Source organism: Rathayibacter sp. AY1E8, assembly GCF_002931415.1.
Classification (GTDB): Bacteria; Actinomycetota; Actinomycetes; order Actinomycetales; family Microbacteriaceae; genus Rathayibacter.
This window is the reverse complement of sequence record NZ_PSVI01000009.1, coordinates 53,843-80,497: the sequence shown is the minus strand read 5'-3', so window position 1 is coordinate 80,497 and position 26,655 is coordinate 53,843. Positions and strand designations below refer to the sequence as shown.

Here is a 26,655-nt window from a genome sequence, read left to right as displayed (position 1 = left end):
GGGCCATCTCGTTGCGGATGGTGGCGGCCGACACGCCGAACGCGTGGCGCTCCACGATCGACTTCGAGCCCACCGGCTCCCGCCGGATCCCCCCGGTGCGCCGTGCCCGGCCCACCGACCCACGAACGAAGGACGAAGCCACCTGTGGCCGATCACTACGAAGTGCTGGGCGTCGACCGCGACGCCTCCGCCGACGAGATCAAGAAGGCGTACCGCCGACTCGCCCGCGAGCTGCACCCCGACGTCAACCCGAGCGCGGACGCCTCCGAGCGCTTCAAGCTCGTCACGCACGCCTACGACGTCCTGAGCGACGCCCAGCAGCGGGCGCAGTACGACCGCGGGCCCCAGGAGGGCTTCGGCGGCGGCGGCCAGGGCTTCGGCGGGTTCGGCGACATCTTCGAGACCTTCTTCGGGCAGGGCGCGCAGGGCTCGTCCCGCGGGCCGCGCTCCCGCCGCGAGCGCGGCCAGGACGCCCTGCTGCGCGTGGAGGTCTCGCTCGACGAGGTCATCTTCGGCACCCACCGCGACCTCGAGGTCGACACGGCGGTGCTCTGCGAGACGTGCCAGGGCTCGTGCTGCCAGCCCGGCACCTCGCCGGTGACCTGCGACATCTGCCACGGCTCCGGCCAGATCCAGCGCACGGTCCGCTCGCTCCTGGGCAACGTGATGACGGCGAGCCCCTGCGGCACCTGCCGCGGCTACGGCACCGTCATCGCGACCCCCTGCTCCACCTGCCAGGGCCAGGGACGCGTCCGCGCCCGCCGCACCATCCCCGTCGACGTCCCCGCGGGAGTCGACACGGGCCTGCGCCTGCAGATGCCCGGCAGCGGCGAGGTCGGCCCGGCCGGCGGCCCCAACGGCGACCTGTACCTCGAGATCAAGGTCAAGCACCACGACGTCTTCAGCCGCAACGGCGACGACCTTCTCTGCACCCTCGAGGTGCAGATGACGGACGCGATCCTCGGCTCCACGGCGTCGCTCAAGGCGCTCGACGGCGACATCGAGATCGAGATCAAGCCGGGCACGCAGAGCACCGAGATCGTCACGATCAAGGGACGCGGAGTCACGCGCCTGCGCGGCAGCGGACGCGGCGACCTCCGCATCGGCATCCAGGTCGTCACCCCGACGAAGCTGGGCCACCGCGAGCGGGAGCTGGTCCAGGAGCTCGCGAAGCACTACAAGCCGCAGAAGCCCGCGCTGACCCACTTCCAGCAGGGCCTCTTCTCGAAGCTCCGCGACCGCTTCCTGGGCTGAGCCCGTGGCGCACCACTACATCGACGAGTCGCTGAACTCCGAGGGCTTCGTCGTCGGGGGCCGGCTCGCGCTCACCGGCGCGGAGGCACGGCACGCCGCGACCGTCAGCCGGATCCGCGCGGGCGAGAGCGTCCGGGTCGGCGACGGGCGCGGACTCGTCGCGACCACGGTCGTCGAGAGCGCGGAGCCGGCGCGAGTGGTGCTCGTCGTGGAGTCGGTGCAGGAGTCCCCGGTTCCGTCCCCGCGCCTTGTCCTCGTCCAGGCCCTCGCGAAGGGCGACCGCGACGAGCTCGCCGTGCAGGCGGCGACCGAGCTCGGGGTGGACGAGGTCGTCCCGTGGCAGGCCGCGCGGTCGATCTCGCGGTGGTCGGGCCCGAAGGAGGAGAAGGGGCGCGAGCGCTGGCGCGCCATCGTGCGCGAGGCGAGCAAGCAGTCGCTGCGCCCCCGGGTGCCCGAGGTCGCGCTGCTCGAGCAGGTGCGCGGTCTCGTCGCGCGCGCCGCGACGTCCCGCGTGCTGGTCCTCGAGCCCTCGGCGCAGGCGCGGCTCTCCCAGGTGGTCCCGGACGGACGCGACCTGGTGCTCGTCGTCGGGCCCGAGGGCGGCATCGCTCCGGAGGAGCTGCGGCTGCTCGCGGAGGCGGGCGCCGAGGCCGTCGCGCTCGGCGACTCCGTCCTACGCACCTCGACCGCAGGTCCCGCTGCCATCGCCGTCCTCTCGGCCCGCCTGGGCCGCTGGTGACGCTCCTCCACAGCCGACTCGGGGCTCCGGAGCAGAGTGCCGTGGGCGAACGCGGCGCCCGTCGCGCACGGGCCCCGTTTAAGATGGTTCTATGAGCGAACCCACCGTCTTCACGCGCATCGTCCAGGGCGAGATCCCGGCCGATGTGGTGTTCGAGAACGAGCGCATCCTCGCGATCACCGACATCGAGCCGAAGGCGCCCGTCCACCTCCTCGTCTTCCCGAAGACCCAGGAGCACGCCACGGTCGCCGCCCTCGCCGCCGCCGATCCCGCCCTGCTCGCCGAGATGGTGCAGGTCGCCCAGTCGCTCGCCGACGCCCACAGCAACGGTCAGTTCCGCCTCGTCTTCAACTCCGGCGAAGAGGCGGGCCAGACCGTGTTCCACGTGCACGCCCACGTCCTGGGCGGCCACCAGACGGAAGGCTCCCTTGCCACCGGTTGAGAACACGGGCGCGAGCCCCGACGAGCGTCCCGCCCCCTGCGCGGACGCGTCCGAGACGACGCGGCGCGTCGTCGCCGTCGACGGAGTCGCGATGGTGCGCCTCCTCGGACCCCAGGACCGCCTCATCCGAGCGGTCGAAGGACGATTCCCCGATGTCCGGGTGCACGTGCGCGGCAACGAGGTGACGCTCGACGGCGAGCGCGAGCCCGTCGCCGCGGCGACGCGCCTGGTGGAAGAACTGGTGCGCATGACCGCGAGCGGGCACGATCTCGACCCGGAGGGCGTGCGCGAGTCCGCCCGCATCCTGCAGAACGGCGGGCCGGTGAGCCCGGCCGAGGCGTTCGGCCAGGCCATCCTCACGGCACGCGGACGGAGCGTGAGGCCCAAGACGCTCGGGCAGCGCGAGTACGTCGACGCGGTCGATCAGAACACCATCGTCTTCGGCATCGGCCCGGCCGGAACCGGCAAGACCTACCTGGCGATGGCGAAGGCCGTGCAGTCGCTGCAGCGCAAGGAGGTCGAGCGGATCATCCTGACCCGCCCGGCGGTCGAGGCGGGGGAGCGGCTGGGCTACCTGCCAGGCTCGCTCACCGACAAGATCGACCCGTACCTGCGCCCGCTCTACGACGCGCTGAACGAGATGATGGACCCCGAGATCGTCCCGAAGCTGCTCGCGGCCGGCACGATCGAGGTCGCACCGCTCGCCTACATGCGCGGGCGCACGCTCAACAACTCGTTCGTCGTGCTCGACGAGGCGCAGAACACGACGCCCGAGCAGATGAAGATGTTCCTCACCCGCCTCGGCTTCGGCTCCAAGATGGTCGTCACCGGCGACATCACCCAGGTCGACCTGCCGACCGGCGCGAGCGGACTCCGCCTCGTGACGCGCGTGCTCGACGGCATCGACGACATCCACTTCTCGCGCCTGACCAGCGAGGACGTGGTGCGCCACAGCCTGGTCGGCCGCATCGTGGACGCGTACACCGAGTACGACCAGCAGAAGCAGGCGCAGCACTTCGAGCGCGAGCAGGCCCGGGAGTTCGCGAACCGCGCCGAGCGCCGCGGCCAGGCCGCCCGCCCGCCCGGCGACCGCCAGCCTCCGCGCGGCTGAGCCCGCCCGCCCCTCCCGAACCGAAGGAAGACCCGCCCCCGTGAGCATCGAGATCAACAACGAGTCGAGCGTCCCCGTCGACGAGGCCGCCCTGCTGCGCCTCGCCGGCTACGCGCTCGACTCGCTCCACGTGCACCCCGACGCCGAGCTCGCGATCGTGCTGGTCGACGAGGGCGCGATGGAGCAGCTGCACGTGCAGTGGATGGACGAGCCGGGGCCGACCGACGTGCTCAGCTTCCCGATGGACGAGCTGCGTCCCGGGACCGAGGACGAGCAGACCCCCGCGGGGCTCCTCGGCGACATCGTGCTCTGCCCGCAGGTCGCGCAGTCCCAGGCCGAGTCGGCCGGCCACTCCGTGCTCGACGAGCTGCAGCTGCTGACCGCCCACGGGCTCCTGCACCTGCTCGGCTTCGATCACGCCGAGCCGGAGGAGGAGCGCGAGATGTTCGGCATCCAGCGCGACATCCTGGTCGGCTTCCACATCAGCGAGCGACGCCGCTAGAGCGCGCCGTGCCCACTCTCCAGCTCCTCATCGCCGCCCTCGCGCTCGTCGCCGTCGGCGGCTGGTTCGCCGCGACCGACGCCGCCCTCGGCGTCCTCTCGCGCAGCGACCTGCTCGACATGGCCCAGCACTCCCGCAGCGCCCGCGCTCTCCGCGCGATCGCGGGCGACATGAGCGCCCACGTCAACGTCGTCAACTTCTCACGGATCGCGGCCGAGACGACGGCCGCGGTGTTCGTCACCACGGTGCTGGTCGTCGAGGTCCCGCAGCTCTGGCTCGCGCTCCTGCTGGCGGTCCTGATCATGGCGGCGGTCTCGTTCGTCCTGGTCGGCTCCAGCCCCCGCAGCGTCGGGCGCGCCAACGCCCGCGCGGTCCTGTCCACCAGCGCCTCGCTCGTGCACGTGCTCCGGCTCGCGCTGGGTCCGGTCGCGCACGGGCTCGTGGCCCTCGGCAACCGGGTGACGCCGGGGACCGGGCGCTCGGCGGGGTTCTCCTCCGAGGAGCAGCTGCTCAGCATGGTCGACGAGGCGACCGAGCAGGACGTGCTCGAGCAGGACGACCGCGAGCTGATCCACTCGATCTTCGAGTTCAACGACACCTTCGTCCGCGAGGTGATGGTGCCCCGCACCGACATGGTGACGATCGAGGCGACCTCCTCCGTCGGCGCCGGCATGGGGCTCCTGCTGAGCCGCGGCATCTCCCGGCTCCCCGTCATCGGCGACGGCGTCGACGACGTCCTCGGCGTGCTCTACCTGCGCGACGTGGCCCGGCACACCTACGAGCGGCCGGACGACGACGACACGGTCGCCGATCTCGCGCGCCCCGCGCTGTTCGTGCCCGAGTCGAAGAAGGCCGACGAGCTGCTCCGCCAGATGCAGCTCGAGTCCAACCACCTCGCGATGGTGGTCGACGAGTACGGCGGCATCGCGGGCCTGGTGACGCTGGAGGACCTGATCGAGGAGCTCGTCGGCGACATCTCCGACGAGTACGACCGCGAGGTCGACCTCTTCGAGGAGACGGCGCCCGGGGTCTACCGCGTCTCGGCGCGCCTGCCGGTGGACGAGCTCGGCGAGCTGTTCGAGCTCGACCTCGAGGACGACGACGTCGACTCGGTCGGCGGACTGCTGACCAAGGCCTACGGGCGCCTCCCCGAGCGCGGCGCGACGGCGCGGATCGGCGGAGTGCTGCTCGAGGCCGAGCAGGCGGACCCGCGCCGTGGGACCATCTCCACGGTGATCGTCCGCCGCGATCCCGATCTGGACACCGCCGGCGAGCCCGGCACCGGCCCCGTCGCGATCATCGCGGACGGCGGCACCACCACCCCCAGCCCGAGCACGGCTCCCACCCGCGGAGCCACGGGCGATCAGCACGAGGACGCACGATGACCGACACCACTCCCGCCGCCGCTCCCTACCGGGCGGGCTTCGTGTCCTTCGTCGGCCGCCCGAACGTGGGCAAGTCGACGCTCACGAACGCCCTCGTCGGCGAGAAGATCGCCATCACGAGCTCGAAGCCCCAGACCACGCGGCGCGCTATCCGCGGAGTGGTGCACCGCACCGACGGCCAGCTGATCGTCGTCGACACCCCGGGCATCCACCGGCCGCGCACGCTCCTCGGCGAGCGGTTGAACTCGCTCGTCACCTCGACCCTCGGCGACGTCGACGTGATCGGGATGCTGTTCCCCGCGGACGAGCCGATCGGCCCGGGAGACCGCTTCATCAACGAGCAGCTCGACTCCTTCCCGCGCGCCCGGAAGGTCGCGATCGTCTCGAAGGTGGACCTCTCCTCGAAGAAGTCCGTGGCGAAGCAGCTGCTCGCCGTCTCGGAGCTGCGCGAGTGGGACACGATCGTGCCGATCTCGGCCGTGACCGAGGAGCAGCTGGACGTCCTCGCCGTCGAGCTCCTGCGCCTGATGCCGGTCTCGCCCGCCCTCTACCCGGAGGAGGCGGTGACCGACGAGGACCTGTCCTCGCGGATCGCCGAGTTCATCCGCGAGGCCGCCCTCGAGGGCGTCTCGGACGAGCTGCCGCACTCCCTCGCCGTGACGCTCGACGACATGGTCGAGCGCGAGGACGGCTCGCTGATCGACATCTACGCCAACGTCTTCGTGGAGCGCGACAGCCAGAAGGGCATCATCATCGGCAAGGGCGGCCAGCGCCTGCGCGAGGTGGGAGCCGTCTCCCGCGAGCAGATCGAGCGCCTGCTGGGCCGCCGCGTGTTCCTCTCCATCCGGGTGAAGGTCGCCAAGGAGTGGCAGCGCGACCCGAAGCTGCTGGGGCGCCTGGGCTTCTGACGTCGGAGGGACGACGGCGGTCACCCTCCAGGACGACGCCCCCGGGCGCGGGGACCCGTAGCGTGGTCCTCATGCGCGCACTCCTCGACCGACCGGCGGCCCTGCCGATCGCCGGGGCGCTGCTCGCCGCCCTCCATCTGCTGCTCGGGCTCATCGGGGTCACTCCGACCGAGCGGATCGCCGGCGGCCTCGTGCTCGCGCTGGCCCTCGCCGTCGCGGGATTCCTGCCCGCGCTCGCCCCCTCGCTCGTCGCGGTCGGCGCGCTCGCCGACGGAGGCGTCCTGCTCGGCGGCGTCCCCGTCGACGGGGTGCTCGTCGGCCTGGTCGTCCTCTGGCAGACGACCCGCCGGGTGGGCCCCTGGACCCGTGCCCTGGCGCTCGCGGGCGGCCTGATCCTCGCCGGGATCGGCGGCGTCACCGTCGCGCTCGGCCTCTCCGGCCCGCTCGATCCGTCCGGGCTCCCGGCGCGCGTGGAGTTCGTGGTCCTCGCCCTGGTCGCCCTCGCGGTCGCCTCCGTGCTCGGTGCGGCGAAGGTCCTCGTGTACCTCAACGCGCTGCGGGCGCCGGTCCTCGCGGGCGATCGGATCGACGCGCTGCTGACCCGGGTCGCCGGTCCGCAGGACCCCTTCGCGGTGGGGGTCGCCGGTGGTCAGGCGCTGGTGCTCCTCCTCGTCGCCGGCCTCCCGTTCGCCGGGGTGGACGGCGCGATGCAGCTGCTGGTCGCGGGCGTGCTCGCGGTCGCGCTGGTGCTGCACCGGCGGTCCCCGGTCCTCGCCCTCTCGATCGCCTGGGCCGGTGCCGCCCTCCAGATGAGCGCGAGCCTCGCTCCCGGACCCGCGGATCTGGCCATCCTGGCCGTCCTCTTCGGCGCCGGCGCGTCGGAGTCGCGGCGGATGCGGATCGCGGGAGCGGTGTCGGCCGTCCTCGGCGCCGTGGTCGCCGTCGTCTACCTCGTCCTCGTCTTCGACCTCGTCGCGAGCGCCTACGACGGCCTCCTGTCGGCCGGAGCCACCTTCGGCGGGATCCTCGCGACGCTCGGCCTCTCCTGGACCATCGGACTGCTCTCCCGCTCGGTCCGCCGGGCGCGTGAGGGCCAGACCCTGCGCGCGCAGGCCGAGCAGGAGCGCGCCCGGGCGCAGCGCGAGCTCGACACCGTGGAGGAGCGCAACCGGATCGCCCGCGACATGCACGACGTCGTCGCCCACTCCCTCGCCGTCGTGATCGCGCAGGCGGACGGCGCGCGCTACCTCGGCGCCACCAGCCCCGAGCAGACCGACGCCGCGCTGCTGACCATCTCCTCCGTCGCCCGGGACGCCCTCGGCGACGTGCGCGTGCTCCTCGCCCAGCTGCGGCACTCGCAGAGCGACGGCCCGCAGCCCGGCGCGCGCGACCTGCCGGCCCTCCTCGACAGCGTGGGCGGAGCCGGAGCCCCCGTCCGCGCCGAGCTCGCCGTCGACCTGGAGGCGGTGCCGCGCGCCGTCGGTCTGGCCCTGTACCGCATCGCCCAGGAGGCGACCACGAACGCTCTCCGCCACGGCCGCCCGGGCTCGCCGCTCGACATCGCCCTGCGCCAGGACGGCGGCGAGCTCGCCCTGACCGTGCGCAACGCCCGGTGCGCCGACGTCGAGCGCGACTCCCTGCCGGGCGAGGGCCACGGACTGGTCGGCATGCGCGAGCGCGCCGCGCTCGTCGGGGGAGTGCTCGCCGCCGGCCCGGTCGGGGACGACTTCGTCGTCGACGCGCGCCTGCCCTCCTCCCCGTCCCTCGCCCGCACCGCCCTACCCCTCGCCTCCGGAGGCAGCCCCGCATGACCGACACCATCCGCCTCGTCCTCGTCGACGACCAGGCCCTCTTCCGCGCCGGCATCCGCATGCTGCTCGGCTCGCAGCCCGACCTCGAGGTGGTCGGCGAGGCCTCGGACGGGGCGGAGGGCGCGGAGCTGGTCGCGCGGCTGGCCCCCGACGTCGTGCTGATGGACATCCGGATGCCGGGCGTCGACGGGATCGAGTCGACCCGGCGGATCCTCGCGGACGCGCAGGAGCGGCGGGTCCAGCCCCCGCGCATCCTCGTGCTGACGACCTTCGACCTCGACGAGGCGGCCGCGCGCGCCATCCGGGCGGGCGCGAGCGGCTTCCTCCTGAAGGACACGGAGCCCGGCTTCCTCCTCGCCTCCGTCCGCACCGTGCACGCGGGGACCGCCGTGGTCGCCGCCTCCGCGACCCGCGAGCTCTTCGAGCACTTCGGGGCGGCGGGCAGCGGACGCGAGACCCCGCCCGCCTTCGCGACCCTCACCGACCGCGAGCGCGAGATCTTCCACCTGGCCGCGCGGGGGATGAGCAACACCGAGATCGCGCGGGCCGAGTTCCTGAGCGAGGCGACGGTGAAGACGCACATCAGCCGCACCCTCGGCAAGCTCGGCCTGCGCGACCGCGTGCAGCTGGTGGTCTACGCCTACGAGAACGGCCTGGTCTCCTAGCGCGGGACGCCGGGGTGACGCGCCGCGGGGGCGGTGCTACCCTGACCGGGTGCGCTTCGGACAGCTCCTCCTTCTCCGCCGCGACGAGATCTGATCCTCAGGCCATCCTCGTCGCGGAGTCCGTCGTCGGCTGAACCATCCCTCGCCCGCGAGGTCGATCCGCATCCGGATCCCCGCGAGACCGCCCGACCGGCACCGCCCACCAGCGGAGCCGCACGCGAGCGGGATCGGTCACGAGCGAGAACAGACACGTGCGCACCACTGCGCCGGGAGAGCACCTCATGCTGAACAACCAGAAGCCGTCGCCCATGCCGATCGGCAAGTACCGTCCCTTCCACGAGCTGATCGCCGTGGACCTGCCCGACCGCACCTGGCCGTCGAAGCGCATCACGACCGCGCCCCGCTGGTGCGCCGTGGACCTCCGCGACGGCAACCAGGCGCTCATCGACCCGATGAGCCCCGAGCGCAAGCGCATCATGTTCGATCTGCTGGTCCGGATGGGCTACAAGGAGATCGAGGTCGGGTTCCCGAGCGCGAGCCAGACCGACTTCGACTTCGTGCGCAGCCTCATCGAGGAGGGCGCGATCCCCGAGGACGTCACCATCCAGGTGCTGACCCAGGCCCGCGACCACCTGATCGAGCGCACCTACGAGTCGATCCGCGGCGCGCGCCAGGCGATCGTGCACCTCTACAACTCCACGAGCGTGCTGCAGCGCGAGGTCGTGTTCCGCAAGGACCGCCAGGGCATCATCGACATCGCGCTGGCCGGCGCCCGCAAGTGCCGCGAGATGGAGTCGACCGTCCCCGGCACGGCCGTCTACTACGAGTACTCGCCCGAGAGCTACACCGGCACCGAGCTCGACTTCGCCCGCGAGATCTGCGACCGGGTCGTCGAGGTCTTCGAGCCGACTCCCGAGCGCAAGGTCATCCTGAACCTGCCCGCCACCGTCGAGATGGCCACCCCGAACGTCTACGCAGACTCGATCGAGTGGATGAGCCGCAACCTCGCGCAGCGCGAGAACATCGTGCTGTCGCTGCACCCCCACAACGACCGCGGCACGGCCGTGGCGGCGGCCGAGCTGGGCTACCTGGCCGGTGCCGACCGGATCGAGGGCTGCCTCTTCGGCAACGGCGAGCGCACCGGCAACGTCGATCTGGTCGCGCTGGGCGTGAACCTGTTCACCCAGGGGATCGACCCGCAGATCGACTTCAGCGACATGGACGGCATCAAGCGCACCGCGGAGTACTGCAACCAGCTGCCCGTGCCCGAGCGCAGCCCCTGGGCGGGCGACCTGGTCTTCACCGCCTTCAGCGGCTCGCACCAGGACGCCATCAAGAAGGGCTTCGAGGCGATGCACGCCGAGGCCGAGCGGACCGGCCGCAGCGTCGACGAGCTCACCTGGGCCGTGCCCTACCTGCCGGTGGACCCGAAGGACCTGGGCCGCTCCTACGAGGCGGTCATCCGCGTCAACTCGCAGTCCGGCAAGGGCGGAGTCGCGTACCTGCTGAAGACGGACCACGCCCTCGACCTGCCGCGCCGACTGCAGATCGAGTTCTCGGGCGTCGTGCAGGCCAAGACCGACGCCGAGGGCGGCGAGGTCACGAGCGAGCAGATCTGGACGGTGTTCCAGGACGAGTACCTGCCGGCGCCCGCCGAGCGCGCCGACGAGAAGTGGGGCCGCTTCGAGCTGCTGCGCACGAACACGTCGAGCGATCTGGGCGGCAGCATCGCGCTGGACGCGGTCCTCCGGGTGGGCGACGAGCGTGTCTCGGCCAGCTCGCGGGGCAACGGCCCGATCAACGCCTTCGAGGCCGTGCTGGAGCAGCAGGGCGTCGAGGTCCGGGTCCTCGACTACGTCGAGCACGCGCTCAGCGCCGGCGGCGACGCGCTGGCCGCCTCGTACGTCGAGTGCACGGTGAACGGCCGCACCCTGTGGGGCGTGGGCGTGGACGCCGACATCTCGACCGCCTCCCTCAAGGCCATCGTCTCTGCCGTCAACCGCGCCCTGCGCGAGGAGGTCCCGGTCCGCGAGCTGGCCGGCGCCTCCGCCTGATCGGGCCCGATCCCCGCCGGGGGAGCCGTGATGCGTCGCGGCTCCCCCGGCGTTCCCGTGCGCGGACCGCGCGGGACTCCGCTCCCTGCGTCCGGGTCGGCCGCCGCTAGGTCCGGCGGCGCCAGCGCAGGCGCGGCACCCCGCTGAGCGCGCGCTGCTCGGGCAGGCTCCAGCCGTAGCGGACCGCGAGCAGGCGGATGACCGTGGTCACGCCCACCGCGAGCGGCGCGGCGAAGTCGATCGTCACTCCGAAGCGCAGCGCGAGGACCAGGACGCCCGTGCCCACCGAGGCGGCGACCGCGTAGAGCGAGCCGACGTGCATCAGCGCGATCGGCCGGTTCAGCAGGATGTCGCGGACGACGGATCCGCCGACGGCCGAGACGGTGCCGACGAACACGGCCGGCACCTCCGGCACGCCGAGCGACAGGGCCTTCGTGGTGCCGATCGCGCCGAAGAGCCCGAGGGTCAGCGCGTCGAGGGCGGTGATCGTCCCGTCGACCCGGTTCAGCAGGTGCTGGAGCAGCATCCCGAGCAGGGAGGCGGTCACCGCGACGATCAGGTACGCGTCGGTGTGCAGGGCCACCAGGGGCGTCTGGAGCAGCAGATCGCGGAGCACGCCGCCGCCGAGGCCGGTGGCCGTGCCGATGATCGTGACGCCGAGCAGGTCGATCCGGCGGTCGCGGAACTCTCCCGCGAACATCGCGCCCTGGAGGCAGCCGATGGCTATCGCGAGCAGGTCGGCCCAGGCCGGGATCTCGAAGAGGGAGGCTGCCACCCGGACATCGTTCCACGGCGCGGGCCCTGCCCCGGCCGGGCTGCCAGCCGGGTGTCGGGGGTCGGGGGGATAATCGGAGGATGCCCACCTATCGCGACGAAGCCGTGGTGCTCCGCACGCACAAGCTGGGCGAGGCCGACCGCATCGTGACGCTGCTCTCGCGCAGCCACGGCAAGATCCGCGCGGTGGCGAAGGGCGTGCGCAAGACCGGCTCCAAGTTCGGCTCGCGGCTCGAGCCGTTCATGGTCGCCGACCTCCAGCTCTACGAGGGCCGGAGCCTCGACATCGTCACGCAGGCCGAGTCGCTCGGCGCCTACGGTGCGCTGATCGCCGCCGACTACGACAGCTACACGGCGGCGAGCGCGATGGTCGAGACGGCGGACCGCCTCACCGACGCGGACGCCTCCCTGCAGCAGTACCTGCTGCTCGTCGGGGCCCTGCGCTCGCTCTCGAAGCACGAGCACGAGCCGGTGCTGACGCTCGACTCCTACCTCCTGCGGGCGCTCTCGATCGCGGGCTGGGCGCCCAGCTTCGAGGACTGCGCGCGCTGCGGCGCTCCCGGGCCCCGCGGCGCGATCGTGGTGCAGCTCGGAGGCGTCGTCTGCGCCGACTGCACGCCGCCCGGCGCACCGCGGGTCGCTCCGGAGGTCGTGGTCCTGCTGGGCGCACTGCTCACGGGAGACTGGGCCCACGCCGAGACCACCGAGCCGACCACGCGGTCGCGGGCGAGCGGAGTGGTCGCCGCCTACACGCAGTTCCACCTCGAACGCGGTCTGAGATCCCTGGAGCACGTCACCCGATGAAGCCCTTCACCCACAAGGACGCCGAGCCGTACCGCCCCCTCGACTGGACCGGGATCCACCCGCCCGCGATCCCGCGGAAGGCCGTTCCGGGGCACGTCGCCATCGTGATGGACGGGAACGGCCGCTGGGCGAACTCCCGCGGCCTGACTCGGATCGAGGGGCACAAGCGCGGCGAGACGGCGCTGCTGGACGTCGTGGCCGGAGCGATCCAGATCGGCGTGAAGCACCTCAGCGTCTACGCGTTCTCGACCGAGAACTGGAAGCGCTCGCCCGAGGAGGTGCGCTTCCTGATGGGCTTCAACCGCGATGTGCTGCACCGCCGCCGCGATCAGCTCAACGAGTGGGGCGTGCGCATCCGCTGGGCCGGCCGGAAGCCGCGCCTGTGGGCGTCGGTGATCAACGAGCTGCAGTTCGCCGAGCGGATGACCGCGGACAACGACGTGCTCACGCTCACCATGTGCGTCAACTACGGCGGGCGCACCGAGATCGCCGACGCGGTGCAGCGGCTCGCCGCCGAGGTCCAGGCGGGGCGGCTCAAGCCCTCCGGCATCTCCGAGAAGACGATCGCCAAGGCGCTCTACGTGCCCGAGATGCCGGACGTCGACCTCTTCGTGCGCTCCTCCGGCGAGCAGCGCACCAGCAACTTCCTGCTCTGGCAGAGCGCCTACGCCGAGATGGTGTTCCTCGACCGGCTCTGGCCGGACTTCACGCGGACCGACCTCTGGGACGCGATCGAGCACTACTCCGGCCGCTCCCGCCGCTTCGGCGGCGCGGTCGACGTGCCGGGGGCCTCCTCGTGATCCGGGCCGGAATCGTCGGCTTCGGGCTCGCGGGCAGCGTCTTCCACGGTCCGTTCCTCGCGGCGGATCCCGCTTTCGAGGTCGTCGCCGTCTCCACCCGCGACGCCGGTCGGAGGGCCGCGGCCTCCGCCGCGCATCCCGAGGCCCGGATCGTGCCCGACCTCGACGCGGTGCTCGCCGAGCGGCCGGAGCTGGTCGTGCTCGCCTCGCCGCCGTCGGTGCACCGGGAGCAGGCCGTCCGAGTGCTCGAGGCCGGAGTCGCCGTCGTGATCGACAAGCCCTTCGCACCGAGCGCGGCCGACGCGGACGCGATCATCGCCGCCTCCGAGCGGAGCGGTGCGCCCGTCTTCGTCTTCCAGAACCGGCGCTGGGACGCCGATCTGCTCACCCTCCGCCGCCTCCTGGGCGAAGGGGTCCTCGGCGAGGTCCTCCGCTTCGAGTCGACCTTCGAGCGCTGGAGCGCGCCGAAGACGGGCCGGTGGCAGAGCGAGACGGGTCCGGCCGAGGGTGGCGGGATCCTCTTCGATCTCGGCAGCCACCTGGTCGACCAGGCGCTGCTGCTGTTCGGCCCGGCGGTCGTCACAGCGGCCGAGACCCGAACCGTCCACGAGGGTTCGGCGAGCGAGGACGACGCGTTCGTCTCGCTCCTGCATCACAGCGGCGTCCGCTCCCACCTCACCATGAGCCGCGTCGCCCGGGCGACCGGCCCCCGCTTCCGCGTGCTCGGCACCCGCGCCGCCTTCAGCGTCGACGGTCTCGATCCGCAGGAGACCGCGCTCCGCACCGGCGGCGCCCGACCGGACGACGACGGCTTCGGCGAGGTCGCGCCGGAGGGATGGGGCGTCCTCGTCGACGACTCCGGCGCACACCCCGTGCCGAGTGAGCGGGGACGATACGCCGCGTTCCTCGAGCAGGTCGCGCGGTTCCTCCAGGACGGCGCTCCCTCGCCGGTCGACGTCCGCGAGGCCCGCGAGGTCGTCGCCGTGCTCGAGCAGGCGCACGCCCTCGCCGCCCGCTGACCGGGCCCGCCGCCGGCGCGCCCGGTCGCTCCCCGGTCTTGGCGATCCGGCTCCGGAGCGTCATCCTCGAGAGGTGAGCACCGCACTGCCGAACTCCGCCGACCTGCGCGCGCGCTTCGCCGGTGCCCGCGGCTACCACAACGCCTGCACCCTCGGCCTGCCGCCGCGGCAGACCGTCGAGGCGCTGCGGGCGGACCTCGACGGCTGGTCGTCCGGGGAGAGCACGGCCGCCGCCTACGGCGCTGTCGCCGAGCGCGCGCGTGCCTCGTTCGCCGCGATCGCCGGCGTCCCGGTCGACCGTGTCGCGATCGGCTCGCAGACCTCCGCCATGGCCGCCGTGCTCGCCGCCTCGCTGCCCGACGGGGCCCGCGTGCTCTGCGTGGACGGCGACTTCTCCTCCATCGTGTTCCCCTTCCTCGCCCAGGCGCACCGCGGAGTGACCGTGCGCTCCGTCGCGCTCGAGGCGCTGTCCGACTCCGTCGAGGACGGGGACGACCTCGTCGTCTTCTCCGCCGTGCAGTCCAGCAGCGGAGCGCTCACCGATCTCGACGCCGTCCTCGAGGCGGCCGCGCGCCACCGAGTGCGGACCGCGTGCGACCTGACGCAGGCGGCCGGCGTCCTGCCGGTCGACGCCTCCCGCTTCGACGCGACCCTCACCCACGCCTACAAATGGCTGTGCTCGCCGCGCGGAGTGGCGTTCCTCACCGTCTCGCCCGCCTACGCGGCCGAGCTCGTCCCCGTGCAGGCGGGCTGGTACTCGGGGGAGGACGTGTGGTCGTCCTGCTACGGACCGGCCATGCACCTGGCCGAGAACGCCCGCCGCTTCGACGTCTCGCCGGCCTGGCAGGCGTTCGCCGGCGCCGAGGCGTCGCTCGCTCTGTTCCGCTCGCTCGACCTCGACGCGGTCTGGGCGTACGCCTCCGGCCTCGGCGACCTGCTGTGCGAGCGGCTTGACCGGGAGCCTCAGCACCGGGCGCTCGTGTCCTGGCCGGACGAGGGGGGAGCGGACCTGGAGCTGCTGCAGGCTGCGGGTCTGCGCGTCTCGGGCCGCGGCGGCCGGCTCCGCATCGCCTTCCACCTCTGGAACGACGAGTCCGACGTGGACGAGCTCGTCCGCGTGCTGCGGGAATAGCGGGGCGCCCCCTCCGTTGTCCTGGGGGTGAGTGCTGAGCCGAGCCCCCTGTCCGTCGACGTCTGGTCCGACATCGCCTGCCCCTGGTGCTACATCGGGAAGCGCCGGTTCGAGCGCGGGCTCGAGGCCTTCCGCGCCGCGCACCCCGAGGCTCCGGAGGTCGTCGTGGAGTACCGCAGCTTCGAGCTCTCGCCGGACACGCCGGAGGACTACCGCGGGGGAGAGGCGGCGTTCCTCGCCGAGCACAAGGGGATCCCGGAGGCGCAGGCGCAGCAGATGCTCGACTCCGTCACGGCGATCGCGGCGGGCGTCGGCCTCGACTACCACTTCGAGTCGGTGCGCCACGTCAAGACGGTCACCGCCCACCAGGCGCTCCACCACGCCAAGGAGAACGGACTGCAGCTCGAGCTCGTCGAGCGTCTCCTGAGCGCGTACTTCGTCGAGGGCCGCGACCTGGCCGATCCGGAGGTGCTCGCCTCGCTCGCCGGCGAGGTCGGGCTCGACCCGGCGGAGACGCGCCGCGCTCTCGAGGACCGGCGCTACCTCGGGCGGGTGCAGTCCGACATCGCGCAGGCCCGCGAGTACGGGATCTCGGGGGTGCCGTTCTTCGTCCTCGACGGGCGCTTCGGCGTCTCCGGCGCCCAGGAGCCGGCGGCGTTCACCGAGGTCCTCGAGCACGTGCTGGAGCAGCGGGCGGCCGTCGCGTGAGCGGGCCGTTCGAGATGCTCGGCGACTCCGGCGGGCCGCTGTGCGAGGACGGCGTCTGCGCCGTGCCGCAGGCCGCGGAAGCGCAGGCCGAGGTGCCGCCGATCACCGCGGAGGCTCCTCCACGGTGATGTCGGCGACGGTCGCGCCGTAGGCGGCCACGAGGGCGTCCGCGTCGACGAAGGCGCTGCGCCCGTCGGCGCCGGCTCCCATCGCGACGCGGCGGCCGAGGATCCGCTCGTCGGCGTAGACCGGCCAGGCCGTCGTGGACCCGATCGGGGTGATGGTGCCGCGCCGGTAGCCGGTCGCCTCGAGGGCGGCCGTCTCGTCCGGTAGGCGGAGCTTGTTCACTCCGACCACCGCGCGCAGCTTCGGCCACGCGATCTGCCGCCCGCCGGGGACCAGGGCGAACAGGTAGCCGCCGTCGTGGCGCTTCATCACGAGCGACTTCACGATGTCGCCGGGCTCGATGCCGAGCAGCGCGGCCGCCTCGTGCAGGCTGCCGGCAGCGGGCCTCTCCACGATCTCGACCGCAAGGCCGCGGGCGGACGCGTCCGCCTCCAGCCGCTGCGAACCGTCCTCCACAGGTGTGCTCCCGTTCATCTCTCCACCTCTCCGCTCGTCACTCCGCCTTCCCCAACACAGGATCTGGGAGAATCGATACCGATGTCCTCCACTCTCACGGCCGCCCCGCCCGCGCGCACCGCGCCGGCGCTCCGGATCGGCCCCCTCGAACTCGACGCGCCGGTGGTGCTCGCCCCCATGGCGGGCATCACCAACACGGCGTTCCGCCGCCTCTGCCGCGAGTTCGGCAACGGCCTCTACGTGAGCGAGATGATCACCTCCCGCGCGCTCGTCGAGCGCACGCCGGAATCGATGCGCCTCATCCGCCACCACCCCAGCGAGTCGGTGCGCTCGATCCAGCTCTACGGAGTGGACCCGGTCACCGTCGCCGAGGCGGTCACCATGCTCGTCGCCGAGGACCGGGCCGACCACATCGACCTCAACTTCGGCTGCCCCGTGCCCAAGGTCACCCGGAAGGGCGGGGGAGCGGCCCTGCCGTGGAAGCTCCCGCTGTTCCGGCAGATCGTCGAGGGCGCCGTGAAGGCCGCCGGCGACGTCCCGCTCACCGTCAAGATGCGCAAGGGCATCGACCCGGACCACCTCACCTACCTCGAGGCCGCCCGTGCCGCCGAGGGCGCCGGGGTCGCGTCGATCGCGCTGCACGCGCGCACCGCCTCCGAGTTCTACAGCGGGCACGCCGACTGGTCGGCGATCGCCACGCTCAAGGAGACGGTCACGAGCGTGCCCGTGCTGGGCAACGGCGACATCTGGTCGGCCGAGGACGCGCTGCGGATGATGGCCGAGACGGGCTGCGACGGAGTCGTCGTCGGTCGCGGCTGCCTCGGGCGCCCCTGGCTCTTCGGCGACCTCGCCGCCGCGTTCGCCGGCTCCGACGAGCGGTTCCGCCCTTCGCTCGGACAGGTCGCCGAGGCGTTCCGCCGCCACGCGGAGCTGCTCGTCGACTTCTTCGAGAGCGAGGAGCGCGGCTGCCGCGACATCCGCAAGCACGTCGCCTGGTACTTCAAGGGCTACGCCGTCGGCGGCGACCCCCGCGCTCGCCTGGCCACCGTCGAGTCGCTCGCGCAGCTCGACGAGCTCCTGGCGACGCTCGACTGGACGCAGCCCTATCCAGGCGAGGCGGCCGAGGGGCAGCGGGGCCGCGCCGGCTCGCCCAAGGTCCCCTCCCTCCCGGACCGCTGGCTCGAGTCCCGCGAGCTCGACGCCGGGCAGCGCGACGCGGTCTCGGCCGCCGAGATCCACAACAGCGGTGGATGACCGCGCGCTCTGGGGGTACTCGCTCGTCGACACCGAGCGATTCCTGCCGGAGGACCACTCGACTCGCCGCTCCGACTTCGCCCGCGACCGCGCCCGGCTCTTCCACTCCAGCGCGCTCCGCCGCCTGGCCGCGAAGACCCAGGTGCTCAGCCCCACGGCGGGCGTCGACTTCGCGCGCAACCGCCTGACCCACTCGCTCGAGGTGGCGCAGATCGGCCGGGAGCTCGCCACGAGCCTCGACCTCGACCCCGACGTCGTCGACACGGCCTGCCTCGCGCACGACATCGGGCATCCGCCGTTCGGGCACAACGGCGAGCGCGCGCTCAACACCTGGGCCGAGGGGATCGGCGGCTTCGAAGGCAACGCGCAGACCTTCCGGCTGCTCACGCGGCTCGAGCCGAAGGTGTTCGGCGACGACGCCCGCCCCTACGGGCTGAACCTCACCCGCGCCAGCATCGACGCGAGCTGCAAGTACCCCTGGCCCGACACGCGCTCGGTCGCGGACCCGTCGGGGCGCGCCAAGTTCGGGTTCTACGCCGACGACGCTCCCGCGTTCGCCTGGATGCGCGAGGGCGCCCCCGAGGGGGTGCGCTGCATCGAGGCCGAGGTGATGGACCTCTCGGACGACATCGCGTACTCCGTGCACGACTTCGAGGACGCGGTGGTCTCCGGCTACATCGACGTCGAAGCACTCGGCTCCCGCGCCGACCACGAGGACCTCGTGCAGTCGATGCACTCCTGGGTCGGCGGGGAGGTCGGACACGACGAGCTCGTCGCCGCCTTCGACCGTCTCGACTCGCTCGACGTGTGGGTCTCCTCCTGGGACGGCTCCCGCCGCGACCAGGCCCGGCTCAAGAACCTCACCAGCCAGCTCATCGGCCGCTTCGCCGCCGCCGCCACCGAGGCCACCCGCGAGGCGTACCAGCACCCCGACCTCGTCCGCTTCGGCGGCCACGTCGTCGTCCCCCGCGAGCAGCAGGCCGAGATCGCCGTGCTCAAGGGGATCGTCGCGACGTTCGTGATGTCGCGGAACACCCGCCAGCCCATCTACGCCCAGCAGCGCGAAGTCCTCACCCGCCTCGCCGACACCCTCCTCGACCGCGGCCCGGGAACCCTCGAGCCCGGCTTCGCCGAGGACTGGCACGCCGCCCCCGACGACGACGCCCGCCGCCGCGTCGTCGTCGACCAGGTCGCCAACCTCACCGACCAGAGCGCCCTCGCCTGGTTCGAGAGGCTGTGCTGATGCGCTGAGCCGGGCGGCGCCCGGCTCAGCTGTGCCGCCGGTCCCTGCCCGGCGTCACCGCGGTCGGCTTGTCGAGGTGGTGCGTTCCAGGGAGCGGGGTGCGTCCGCCTGAGGCGATCCGCTGGGACGCGGATCGGCCGTTCGGCGGTGCTCGATTGCACGCCGGTCCTCGCCCGAGGTGGCGCGGTCGGCTTCTCGGGGTGGTGCGGTTCGTGGAGCGGGGTGCGTCCGCCTAGGGCGATCCGCTGGCACGCGGATCGGCCGTTCGGGGGTGCCGGTGGCACGCCGGTCTCTGCCCGGCTCGGCGCGGTCGGCTTCTCGGGGTGGTGCGTTCGTCGAGCGGGGTGCGTCCGCCTAGGGCGATCCGCTGGCACGCGGATCGGCCGTTCGGCGGTGCCGGTGGCACGCCGGTCCCTGCCCGGCTCGGCGCGGTCGGCTTGGCGACGTGGTGCGATTCGTGGAGCGGGGTGCGTCCGCCTGGGGCGATCCGCTGGCACGCGGATCGGCCGTTCAGCGGTGCCGGGGCACGCCGGTCACCGCCAGGCGTCACCGCGGTCGGCTTGTCGGGGTGGTGGGTTCCAGGGAGCCGGGTGCGTCGTCTGAGGCGATGTGCTGGTGTGCGGGTCGGCCGGTCGGCTCGCGGGGAGGGCACCGCACCGCGAGGCGCGGGGGGGCGCGGGGCGGCGGGTACGGTGAGGGCGTGGGAGCGGAGCGGACACGGCAGCGGATCCTCGAGGCGGCGACGGAGGAGTTCGCGGCGCACGGGCTGGCGGGAGCGCGGGTCGACCGCATCGCGGCACGGTCGGGGATGAGCAAGCCGATGCTGCACTCGCACCGGCCGACGGCGCGCGAGGCCGTCGCCGCTGTCGTCCGCGTCAGTGCGGAGGGGTACTCCGCGCCCGGCACTCCTGCCGGCTGCTTCGTGCTGAGCGAGCCGCGGCTCGAGGCCCGTCGCCGCGAGAGGGAGGCGCTCGTCGCCGCACGAGTCGAGCGCGGGATCGAGGAGGGCGACGTGCCGCCGGAGACGGACGCCGGATCCGTCGCCGCCTTCGTCGTCGCCGTGCTCAGCGGGATGTCGACGCAGGCCCGCGACGGAGCACCGGCGGACCGCATCGCGGTCATCGGCGAGCTCGCACTCGGCGCGCTGCCGGCGGCCACGGGCGTGCGAGCCGCAGGGCGCACGCCGGGAGCTCCCGGATGAGGCCGCGTCGGCCCCGTCTCGGCCTCCTCGCCCTGGTCGTCGCGGGGCTGCTGCTGATCCAGCCCGCCGCGGCCTCGGCGGCACCGCTGCTCCCTCCCGCGAACGGCGTCCTCGACTACCAGCTGGGAGGCGCCTACGCTCCGGCGTCGAGCGTCACCATCGTCGACCGCGACCGCACGGACGCGCCCGCCGCCGGCCGCTACAGCATCTGCTACGTGAACGCCTTCCAGACCCAGCCCGGCGAGAGCGCCGCCTTCGCGAAGCGGCACCCCGAGCTCCTGGTGAGGCGAGCGGACGGGAAGCCCCTCGCCGATCCGGGCTGGCCGGACGAGTACCTCTTCGACGTCTCGACCGCCGCGAAGCGGACCGCTCTGCTCGCGATCGTCGGCGCCTGGATCGACGGCTGCGCCGAGGACGGCTTCGACGCCGTCGAGGCCGACAATCTGGACAGCTACACCCGCTCGGGCGGGAGGCTGACGAAGTCGCAGGCGCTGGCGTTCGCCACCCTCCTGACGGCGCGCGCTCACCGCTCCGGCCTGGCGATCGGCCAGAAGAACGGAGCCGATCTCGCCGCTGCCGGGAAGAGGACGGTCGGCTTCGACTTCGCCGTCGTCGAGGAGTGCCAGGTCTACGACGAGTGCGCGGCGTACACGGACGTCTACGGGCGCCAGGTCTACGAGATCGAGTACACCGACAACGGCCGGTCCGCCTGCGCCGCGCAGGGCCGGAGCATCTCGGTCACCCTCCGCGACCGCGACGTCGTCCCCCGTGGCGCAGCGGGCTACGTGAACCGGCACTGCTGACGCCGGGCGGCCGCTACCGCAGGGCTCCCAGCACGACGGCCGCGGCGCGGGCGACCAGCGCGTCGTCGTAGTCCGCCTCGGGGTCGTTGCGCGCCGAGAGGATCGACAGCACGACCGCGTCCCGCCCGGGAGGCGTCACCACGGCGACGTCGTTGCGGATCCCGCCGGCGCCCCCGGACTTGTCCGCGACGCTCCAGCCGGCCGGAGCGCCCGCCCGGACGAGAGTGTCGCCGGTCGCGTTGCCGCTCATCCAGTCGAGCAGGAGTGCCCGGTCCTCCGCGGACAGCACGTCACCTGTGGCGACAGCGGCGAGGTCGGCCGTGAACGCGGCCGGGGTGGTGGTGTCGTCGGTGCTGCCGGGCTCGATCGTGTTCAGCGCGGGCTCCTCGTTCACCACCTCGGTGGTGGTGTCGCCGAGAGTCTCGAGTCCACGGTCGAGGGCGGAGGGTCCGCCGAGGCGCCGGAGCACGAGGTTCAGAGCTGTGTTGTCGCTCCGGCGGACGGCCGCCTCGGCGAGCTGCGACAGCGGCAGGCCGGTGGCGGTGCTCTCCTCCGTGACGGGGGAGTAGCCCGCCGCCTCGACGTCGGCGACGGTCCAGGTGACCACCTCGTCCCGCTCGGCGGCGGGGACTGTGCGCAGGAACTCCGCTGCGGCGAGGGCTTTGAGGCTCGAGGCGAAGCCGAAGCGCTCGTCGGCCCGGTGATGGACCCGGCGGCCCGAGCCGGTGTCGACGGCGCTGACGCCGATCCGGGCGTCGAACTCGTTCTCGAGCGCGGCCAGCTCGGCGGAGACGTCGATCGGAGGAGGGGTGGCGGAGGATACCGACGACGGCACCGAGGCGGACGACGGCGGCGCGACCGGGGTGTCCGCCGTGGTGGTGCACCCTGCGAGGGCCAGGAGGAGGGCGGAACCCGCGAGTGCGCGGAGGGTCAGCGACGACCCTCTCGAACGGTTCACAGCGCGGAGTAGACGACGAAGAAGGCGACGGCGGCCGCCGCGGTGACGCCGAGCGCCGCGAGCGAGACGAGTGCGCGCGGCCTCCTCCGCACGACGGCCAGGACGAGGAAGCCCGCGCCCAGGACGATCTGGAGCCACCAGTACACCGGACTCGTGGTGTCGGCGACCGCGCCCAGCGCCCAGACGCCCTCGCCGATCAGCACGCCCGAGAGCGGCGCGACAGCCAGGACGCGCCACGTCCTCGAGCCGTAGAGGGTGAGTGCGGCGGCGGCGCCCAGGATCGGCCCGGCGGGGACGGCGAGCAGCCAGAAGACGTCTGTGAAGGGAGGCGAGTAGCCGAAGCCGCGCGCCGCGATCACCAGGTCGTAGCCCTCGAGCAGCGCCCAGAAGCTCAGCAGGCCGAGAGCGGTCGCCGCCGCCGGTCGGGCGCCGCCGAGGCGTACGAGCGCGAACACGAGCATGGACCAGCCCCCGGAAGAGTTGGCGAACGAGCTCACCGACGGCGGGAGGGAGCCCTGCAGCAGGCTGGTGAGCCCGCCCAGGACGAGACCGCCGAGCAGGGCGACGAGCAGAGCACGCAGGAGAGGCGGGCGGGAGGCGGCAGGGGGCATGGGTCGATTCTCGGAGACGGCGGGCGGGTGCGGATCAGGGATGACCCTGATCTCGGGGTGCGGGTGGATCACAGGTCTCGGGGTGATCCGCGCCGCCCTGGTGCAGTTCTCCCCACCCCGGCTCGGCGGCCCCGGCGGCCGATACGATGGACCCCATGCCTCGGATCCGACAGTCAGATGTCGAGGAGGTCAAGGCGCGGGTGAACATCGGCGACGTGATCGGCGAGTACGTCACGCTGAAGTCGGCCGGCATCGGCTCGCTGAAGGGCCTCTGCCCCTTCCACGACGAGCGCAGCCCCAGCTTCCACGTCCGCCCGCAGGCCGGCTTCTACCACTGCTTCGGCTGCCAGGAGTCGGGCGACGTCTACAGCTTCATCATGAAGATGGACCACAGCTCGTTCAGCGAGACCGTCGAGCGCCTCGCCGGGCGGATCGGCTTCCCGCTGCAGTACGAGGACGGCGACGGCCGCGCGCCCGAGACCGGCGGGCGAGCGCGCCTCCTCGCCGCGAACGACGCCGCGGAGGAGTACTTCCGCGAGCAGCTCGCGACCCCGGGCGCCGACGTCGGTCGGCGCTTCCTCGGCGAGCGGGGCTTCGACCGCGCCGCCGCCGACCGCTTCGGCGTCGGCTTCGCACCCGACGGCTGGGACGGGCTCACGACCGCGCTCAAGCGCCGCGGCTTCTCGGAAGAGGAGTTGACCACGGCCGGCCTGGTCAGCAGCAACAACCGCGGCGGCGTCTACGACCGCTTCCGCGGCCGCCTCGTCTGGCCGATCCGCGACGTGACCGGCCAGACCGTCGGCTTCGGCGCCCGCCGCCTCCTCGAGGAGGACAAGGGCCCCAAGTACCTCAACACCCCCGAGACGCCCGTCTACCACAAGTCCCAGGTGCTCTACGGGCTCGACCTCGCCAAGCGGGACATCTCCCGCGGGCACCGGGTGGTCGTCGTCGAGGGCTACACGGACGTCATGGCCTGCCACCTCGCCGGCGTCACCACCGCGGTCGCCACCTGCGGCACCTCCTTCGGCGTCGACCACATCAAGGTGCTGCGCCGGGTGCTGGGCGACGACAGCGGCGTCGGCGAGGTCGTCTTCACCTTCGACCCCGACGCGGCGGGCCAGAAGGCGGCGATGCGCGCGTTCCAGGAGGAGCACCGCTTCGCCGCGCAGACCTTCGTCGCCGTCGCGCCCGAGGGCCTGGACCCCTGCGACCTCCGCCTGAACCGCGGAGACGACGCCGTCCGCCGCCTCATCGACGACAAGAAGCCGATGTTCGAGTTCGTTATCCGGCAGCTGCTGGACCGCTACGACCTCGAGACGGTCGAGGGCCGGATCGCGGCCCTGCGCGCGGCCGCCCCGGTCGTCGCCGAGATCCGCGACCCGGCGCTGCGGCCCGGCTACTCCCGCGAGCTCGCCCGGATGCTCGGCCTGGACATGGCCGAGGTCAACTCCGCCGTGCGCTCCGCCGGATCCCGGCCCAGCTCCTCCGGACCCGACGGCCGCGACCAGCAGGGCGGCCGGAGCGGCGGCGGATCACCCGCGGCCGAGGCGCCCCTCGGCGCGCGCATCGCCGACCTCCCCGTCGACGTCGTCACGCGCATCGAGCGCGAGGCGCTGATGGCGATGCTCCAGCTGCCCCAGGCGATGGGTCCGGAGCTCCTGGCCCGGGCGGCGCACGCGGCGGTCACCAACGAGACCCTCCGCGTGGTCCGCGACGCCGTGGTCGCGAACCTCGAGCGGGCGGAGGACCGCGACTGGGTCGAGCACGTCGCCGACGACGTCCCCGGTCCCTTCGCCTCGCTGGTGCGCCAGCTCGCGGTGGCGCCGATCCCGGCCGCCGATGAGGAGGGGCTCGCCCGCTACTCCCGCGACGTGGCGATCTCGCTCATCGAGCGCGACCTGCTCCGCGAGATCGCCGAGCTGCGCGGGGCGCTCCAGCGCGCGTCCGCCGATCCGGTGATGGCGCGCGCGGTACAGGTGCGACTGGTCGAGCTCGAGCGCGAGAAGCGGGCGCTGCGCTCGGAGTGAGCGTGTTGCGGTCGTGTGAAGAAATCGGCCGCACGCCTGTGCCGGTTCGGAGAGCGCTTCCAACTGTGTTACCCATGAGGAACAGCAATGCGGGCGTCCAGTGTCGTGACGCCACAGCCCACAGGAGATCTGTGTGCCGAGAGTCCGCGCGCCCGGAGCGCGCCCGCATCCCATCCTTGACAGGAAGAGGCAGACGGAGATGAATTCCGCATCCACCCGCGGCACCCGTGCACTGGCCGCCGCCGCAGGCTTCGCCGCGGTCGCGCTCGTGCTGACGGGCTGCGCCGCCGGCGGGAACGACTCGTCCGGCGGCAGCGCCGGAGGGGCCCTGACCATCGGCACCACCGACAAGATCACGACGCTCGACCCCGCGGGCTCCTACGACAACGGCTCGTTCGCCGTGATGAACCAGGTGTTCCCGTTCCTGATGAACACCCCCTACGGCAGCCCGGACGTCGAGCCCGACATCGCCGAGTCGGCGGAGTTCACCGCTCCCACGGAGTACACCGTGAAGCTGAAGGAGGGACTGAAGTGGGCCAACGGCCACGACCTCACCTCCTCCGACGTGAAGTTCTCCTTCGACCGCCAGGTCGGCATCGCGGCCGAGAACGGCCCGTCCTCGCTCCTGGCGAACCTCGACAGCGTCGCGGCTCCGGACGACACGACCGTGGTCTTCACGCTGAAGTCCGAGAACGACCAGACCTTCCCGCAGATCCTCTCGAGCCCCGCCGGTCCGATCGTGGACGAGGAGGTCTTCTCGGCCGACGAGCTGACCGCGGACGCCGACATCGTCTCGGGCGACGCCTTCGCCGGCCAGTACACGATCGCGAACTACGACGTGAACAACCTCATCCAGTACAAGGCCTACCCGGACTACCAGGGCGTTCTCGGCGAGGCGAAGACGGACACCGTCAACGTCAAGTACTACGCGGACTCGTCCAACCTCAAGCTGGACATCCAGGAGGGGAACATCGACGTCGCGTTCCGCAGCCTCTCGGCGACGGACATCGACGACCTCCGCGGCAACGACACGGTCAAGGTCGTGGACGGCCCCGGCGGCGAGATCCGCTACATCGTCTTCAACTTCGACACCCAGCCCTTCGGCGCGACGACCGGTGAGGCCGACAGCGCCAAGGCCCTCGCCGTGCGCCAGGCCGTCGCCGACCTGATCGACCGCGACGAGATCGCCGACCAGGTCTACAAGGGCACCTACACCCCCCTCTACTCCTACGTCCCCGCCGGCCTGACCGGCGCGGTCGAGCCGCTCAAGTCGCTCTACGGCGACGGCAACGGCGCGCCCGACGCCGACAAGGCGAAGGCGACCCTCGAGGCCGCCGGCGTCACCGCTCCGGTCACCCTGAACCTGCAGTACTCGAACGACCACTACGGTCCGTCCTCGGGCGACGAGTACGCGCTGATCAAGGACCAGCTGGAGTCGACCGGCCTCTTCACCGTGAACCTGCAGACCACGGAGTGGGTGCAGTACTCGAAGGACCGCTCGAGCGACGTCTACCCGGCGTACCAGCTCGGCTGGTTCCCCGACTACTCCGACGCCGACAACTACCTCTCGCCGTTCTTCATCAAGGAGAACTTCCTCGCGAACCACTTCGACGACGCCGAGGTGCAGAGCCTGATCGCGCAGCAGGTCTCGACCACCGACGCCGACGCGCGCACCGCGCTGATCGAGCAGATCCAGGAGAAGGTCGCGGCGCAGCTCTCGACCGTCCCCTACCTGCAGGGCTCGCAGGTCGCGGTCGTCGGCAGCACCGTGAGCGGAGCCGAGGACACCCTCGACGCCTCGTTCAAGTTCCGCTACGCGGCACTCAGCAAGGGCTGATCCACCCCCTCGCGGCCGGCGCCTCCCCGAC

The 26,655-nt window shown here is 72.7% G+C and carries 25 protein-coding genes; 21 read left to right on the top strand and 4 right to left on the bottom strand.

Annotation, left to right across the window (positions count from 1 at the left end; all coding sequences use genetic code 11):
• Window positions 1-144: 144 nt before the first annotated feature.
• The 10 genes from dnaJ (at window position 145) to leuA (ending at window position 10,871) form a co-directional block, all read left to right on the top strand.
• Window positions 145-1,254 (top strand): molecular chaperone DnaJ, encoded by a 1,110-nt coding sequence (gene dnaJ / locus C5C74_RS04340; RefSeq protein ID WP_104225203.1) that lies wholly within the window; start codon window positions 145-147, stop codon window positions 1,252-1,254.
• Window positions 1,255-1,258: 4 nt separating this feature from the next.
• Complete coding sequence (locus tag C5C74_RS04335; RefSeq protein WP_104351039.1) at window positions 1,259-1,993, top strand: 16S rRNA (uracil(1498)-N(3))-methyltransferase; 735 nt, start codon at window positions 1,259-1,261, stop codon at window positions 1,991-1,993.
• 91 nt (window positions 1,994-2,084) lie between these two features.
• Window positions 2,085-2,435, top strand: a complete 351-nt coding sequence (locus tag C5C74_RS04330) for an HIT domain-containing protein (RefSeq protein WP_104225201.1) — start codon at window positions 2,085-2,087, stop codon at window positions 2,433-2,435.
• On the top strand, window positions 2,422-3,546 hold the full coding sequence (locus tag C5C74_RS04325) for a PhoH family protein (RefSeq protein WP_374953492.1): 1,125 nt from the start codon (window positions 2,422-2,424) through the stop codon (window positions 3,544-3,546). Before C5C74_RS04330 ends, C5C74_RS04325 begins: the two co-directional genes overlap by 14 nt.
• 40 nt (window positions 3,547-3,586) lie before the next feature.
• Entirely contained in the window at window positions 3,587-4,048 is a 462-nt protein-coding gene (gene ybeY / locus C5C74_RS04320) for an rRNA maturation RNase YbeY (RefSeq protein WP_104223424.1), read from the top strand.
• An 8-nt stretch (window positions 4,049-4,056) separates the two neighbouring features.
• Window positions 4,057-5,433 carry a hemolysin family protein gene (locus C5C74_RS04315; protein WP_104223425.1) on the top strand — a complete coding sequence of 459 codons (1,377 nt, stop codon included), beginning with the start codon at window positions 4,057-4,059 and terminating at the stop codon, window positions 5,431-5,433.
• Window positions 5,430-6,341 carry a GTPase Era gene (era, locus tag C5C74_RS04310; RefSeq protein ID WP_104223426.1) on the top strand — a complete coding sequence of 304 codons (912 nt, stop codon included), beginning with the start codon at window positions 5,430-5,432 and terminating at the stop codon, window positions 6,339-6,341. The genes C5C74_RS04315 and era overlap by 4 nt, the downstream gene beginning before the upstream one ends.
• Before the next feature lie 71 nt (window positions 6,342-6,412).
• Window positions 6,413-8,152 carry a sensor histidine kinase gene (locus tag C5C74_RS04305; RefSeq protein ID WP_146083007.1) on the top strand — a complete coding sequence of 580 codons (1,740 nt, stop codon included), beginning with the start codon at window positions 6,413-6,415 and terminating at the stop codon, window positions 8,150-8,152.
• On the top strand, window positions 8,149-8,817 hold the full coding sequence (locus tag C5C74_RS04300) for a response regulator transcription factor (protein ID WP_104226697.1): 669 nt from the start codon (window positions 8,149-8,151) through the stop codon (window positions 8,815-8,817). Before C5C74_RS04305 ends, C5C74_RS04300 begins: the two co-directional genes overlap by 4 nt.
• A 281-nt stretch (window positions 8,818-9,098) precedes the next feature.
• Entirely contained in the window at window positions 9,099-10,871 is a 1,773-nt protein-coding gene (gene leuA, locus C5C74_RS04295) for a 2-isopropylmalate synthase (protein ID WP_104351037.1), read from the top strand.
• A 106-nt stretch (window positions 10,872-10,977) separates the two neighbouring features.
• Here the strand turns inward: leuA and C5C74_RS04290 are convergent, their stop codons facing one another.
• A complete protein-coding gene (locus C5C74_RS04290; RefSeq protein WP_104223430.1) occupies window positions 10,978-11,646 on the bottom strand; it encodes a trimeric intracellular cation channel family protein in 669 nt (222 codons plus the stop codon).
• Window positions 11,647-11,726: 80 nt separating this feature from the next.
• On the opposite strand from C5C74_RS04290, the gene recO reads away from it, so the two are divergent.
• The 5 genes from recO (at window position 11,727) to C5C74_RS04265 (ending at window position 16,108) form a co-directional block, all read left to right on the top strand.
• Window positions 11,727-12,449 carry a DNA repair protein RecO gene (gene recO / locus C5C74_RS04285; protein WP_104351036.1) on the top strand — a complete coding sequence of 241 codons (723 nt, stop codon included), beginning with the start codon at window positions 11,727-11,729 and terminating at the stop codon, window positions 12,447-12,449.
• A complete protein-coding gene (locus tag C5C74_RS04280) occupies window positions 12,446-13,249 on the top strand; it encodes an isoprenyl transferase (RefSeq protein ID WP_104234456.1) in 804 nt (267 codons plus the stop codon). Before recO ends, C5C74_RS04280 begins: the two co-directional genes overlap by 4 nt.
• Window positions 13,246-14,268: a Gfo/Idh/MocA family oxidoreductase gene (locus tag C5C74_RS04275; RefSeq protein ID WP_104351035.1), complete on the top strand. Its 1,023-nt coding sequence runs from the start codon at window positions 13,246-13,248 to the stop codon at window positions 14,266-14,268. Before C5C74_RS04280 ends, C5C74_RS04275 begins: the two co-directional genes overlap by 4 nt.
• Before the next feature lie 73 nt (window positions 14,269-14,341).
• Complete coding sequence (locus C5C74_RS04270) at window positions 14,342-15,400, top strand: aminotransferase class V-fold PLP-dependent enzyme (RefSeq protein ID WP_104351034.1); 1,059 nt, start codon at window positions 14,342-14,344, stop codon at window positions 15,398-15,400.
• Between the two features lie 27 nt (window positions 15,401-15,427).
• Window positions 15,428-16,108, top strand: a complete 681-nt coding sequence (locus C5C74_RS04265; protein WP_104226692.1) for a DsbA family protein — start codon at window positions 15,428-15,430, stop codon at window positions 16,106-16,108.
• A gap of 102 nt (window positions 16,109-16,210) precedes the next feature.
• Here the strand turns inward: C5C74_RS04265 and C5C74_RS04260 are convergent, their stop codons facing one another.
• The gene (locus C5C74_RS04260) at window positions 16,211-16,708 is read right to left on the bottom strand and encodes an aminoacyl-tRNA deacylase (protein ID WP_104351033.1); all 498 of its coding nucleotides are present in this window, start codon (window positions 16,706-16,708) and stop codon (window positions 16,211-16,213) included.
• 63 nt (window positions 16,709-16,771) lie between these two features.
• On the opposite strand from C5C74_RS04260, the gene dusB reads away from it, so the two are divergent.
• From dusB to C5C74_RS04240, 4 genes are all read left to right on the top strand, one after another.
• Window positions 16,772-17,944: a tRNA dihydrouridine synthase DusB gene (gene dusB / locus C5C74_RS04255; RefSeq protein ID WP_104351032.1), complete on the top strand. Its 1,173-nt coding sequence runs from the start codon at window positions 16,772-16,774 to the stop codon at window positions 17,942-17,944.
• A complete protein-coding gene (locus C5C74_RS04250) occupies window positions 17,937-19,187 on the top strand; it encodes a deoxyguanosinetriphosphate triphosphohydrolase (RefSeq protein WP_104223438.1) in 1,251 nt (416 codons plus the stop codon). The genes dusB and C5C74_RS04250 overlap by 8 nt, the downstream gene beginning before the upstream one ends.
• Before the next feature lie 700 nt (window positions 19,188-19,887).
• Window positions 19,888-20,388, top strand: coding sequence for a TetR/AcrR family transcriptional regulator (locus C5C74_RS17765; RefSeq protein ID WP_181134643.1), 501 nt, complete (start codon window positions 19,888-19,890; stop codon window positions 20,386-20,388).
• Entirely contained in the window at window positions 20,385-21,191 is an 807-nt protein-coding gene (locus C5C74_RS04240; protein ID WP_104351030.1) for an endo alpha-1,4 polygalactosaminidase, read from the top strand. The genes C5C74_RS17765 and C5C74_RS04240 overlap by 4 nt, the downstream gene beginning before the upstream one ends.
• Before the next feature lie 13 nt (window positions 21,192-21,204).
• Here C5C74_RS04240 and bla read toward each other — a convergent pair whose 3' ends face one another.
• Window positions 21,205-22,149, bottom strand: coding sequence for a class A beta-lactamase (gene bla, locus C5C74_RS04235; RefSeq protein WP_258064094.1), 945 nt, complete (start codon window positions 22,147-22,149; stop codon window positions 21,205-21,207).
• Window positions 22,146-22,760 carry a DUF6518 family protein gene (locus tag C5C74_RS04230; RefSeq protein ID WP_146083482.1) on the bottom strand — a complete coding sequence of 205 codons (615 nt, stop codon included), beginning with the start codon at window positions 22,758-22,760 and terminating at the stop codon, window positions 22,146-22,148. Before C5C74_RS04230 ends, bla begins: the two co-directional genes overlap by 4 nt.
• A gap of 155 nt (window positions 22,761-22,915) precedes the next feature.
• Here C5C74_RS04230 and dnaG point away from each other — a divergent pair, with 155 nt between their 5' ends.
• Together dnaG and C5C74_RS04220 are read left to right on the top strand one after the other, a co-directional pair.
• Window positions 22,916-24,787 carry a DNA primase gene (gene dnaG, locus C5C74_RS04225; protein ID WP_104308347.1) on the top strand — a complete coding sequence of 624 codons (1,872 nt, stop codon included), beginning with the start codon at window positions 22,916-22,918 and terminating at the stop codon, window positions 24,785-24,787.
• Between the two features lie 199 nt (window positions 24,788-24,986).
• On the top strand, window positions 24,987-26,624 hold the full coding sequence (locus C5C74_RS04220) for an ABC transporter substrate-binding protein (RefSeq protein ID WP_104223443.1): 1,638 nt from the start codon (window positions 24,987-24,989) through the stop codon (window positions 26,622-26,624).
• Window positions 26,625-26,655: the final 31 nt, after the last annotated feature.

Bases quoted from the DNA above. Each gene is read 5' to 3' on its own strand.
- C5C74_RS04280 (WP_104234456.1), top strand. From the start codon at position 12,446: ATGAAGCCCTTCACCCACAAGGACGCCGAGCCGTACCGCCCCCTCGAC.
- C5C74_RS04240 (WP_104351030.1), top strand. From the start codon at position 20,385: ATGAGGCCGCGTCGGCCCCGTCTCGGCCTCCTCGCCCTGGTCGTCGCG.
- era (WP_104223426.1), top strand. From the start codon at position 5,430: ATGACCGACACCACTCCCGCCGCCGCTCCCTACCGGGCGGGCTTCGTG.
- C5C74_RS04230 (WP_146083482.1), bottom strand. From the start codon at position 22,760: ATGCCCCCTGCCGCCTCCCGCCCGCCTCTCCTGCGTGCTCTGCTCGTC.
- recO (WP_104351036.1), top strand. From the start codon at position 11,727: ATGCCCACCTATCGCGACGAAGCCGTGGTGCTCCGCACGCACAAGCTG.
- C5C74_RS04305 (WP_146083007.1), top strand. From the start codon at position 6,413: ATGCGCGCACTCCTCGACCGACCGGCGGCCCTGCCGATCGCCGGGGCG.
- C5C74_RS04330 (WP_104225201.1), top strand. From the start codon at position 2,085: ATGAGCGAACCCACCGTCTTCACGCGCATCGTCCAGGGCGAGATCCCG.
- C5C74_RS04260 (WP_104351033.1), bottom strand. From the start codon at position 16,708: ATGAACGGGAGCACACCTGTGGAGGACGGTTCGCAGCGGCTGGAGGCG.
- C5C74_RS04300 (WP_104226697.1), top strand. From the start codon at position 8,149: ATGACCGACACCATCCGCCTCGTCCTCGTCGACGACCAGGCCCTCTTC.
- dusB (WP_104351032.1), top strand. From the start codon at position 16,772: ATGTCCTCCACTCTCACGGCCGCCCCGCCCGCGCGCACCGCGCCGGCG.
- dnaG (WP_104308347.1), top strand. From the start codon at position 22,916: ATGCCTCGGATCCGACAGTCAGATGTCGAGGAGGTCAAGGCGCGGGTG.
- leuA (WP_104351037.1), top strand. From the start codon at position 9,099: ATGCTGAACAACCAGAAGCCGTCGCCCATGCCGATCGGCAAGTACCGT.
- C5C74_RS04220 (WP_104223443.1), top strand. From the start codon at position 24,987: ATGAATTCCGCATCCACCCGCGGCACCCGTGCACTGGCCGCCGCCGCA.